Raw genomic sequence first — 281 nt, 5'->3', positions numbered from 1 at the left:
CACCAGCGAGACGACATCGGCGCCCTCGGGGAGAGGGTTCGCAAGGAAATTCCCCCCGATCGCGACCGCGCGTGATGACAGACCCGCGGTGCGAAAGCGTTCGCTGGCCTGGTCGACTACCGCGGGCAGATCGAACAGCACGAATCGCAGCTTTGGTGCCTGCACCGCGACGGCGGCGATGAAGGAGCCGTCGCCGCCACCGATGTCGAGCAGACAGCGATGTCCGCGGAACGAATAAGCCGACAAAACCTGCTGCGAGATCATCGGCTGCGACGCCGCCA

At 65.5% G+C, this 281-nt stretch carries 1 protein-coding gene; it reads right to left on the bottom strand.

What is annotated here, in order from left to right:
* The coding region (locus tag ACLI50_RS22625) for a methyltransferase (protein WP_411414685.1) at positions 1–281 on the bottom strand (281 nt) is incomplete at both ends.

Origin of the sequence: Chryseobacterium cupriresistens (genome assembly GCF_046614675.1) — a bacterium.
GTDB lineage: Bacteria > Bacteroidota > Bacteroidia > Flavobacteriales > Weeksellaceae > Chryseobacterium > Chryseobacterium cupriresistens.
Note: the sequence above shows the minus strand (reverse complement) of the source record. Positions and strands in the feature narration are given on the sequence as shown.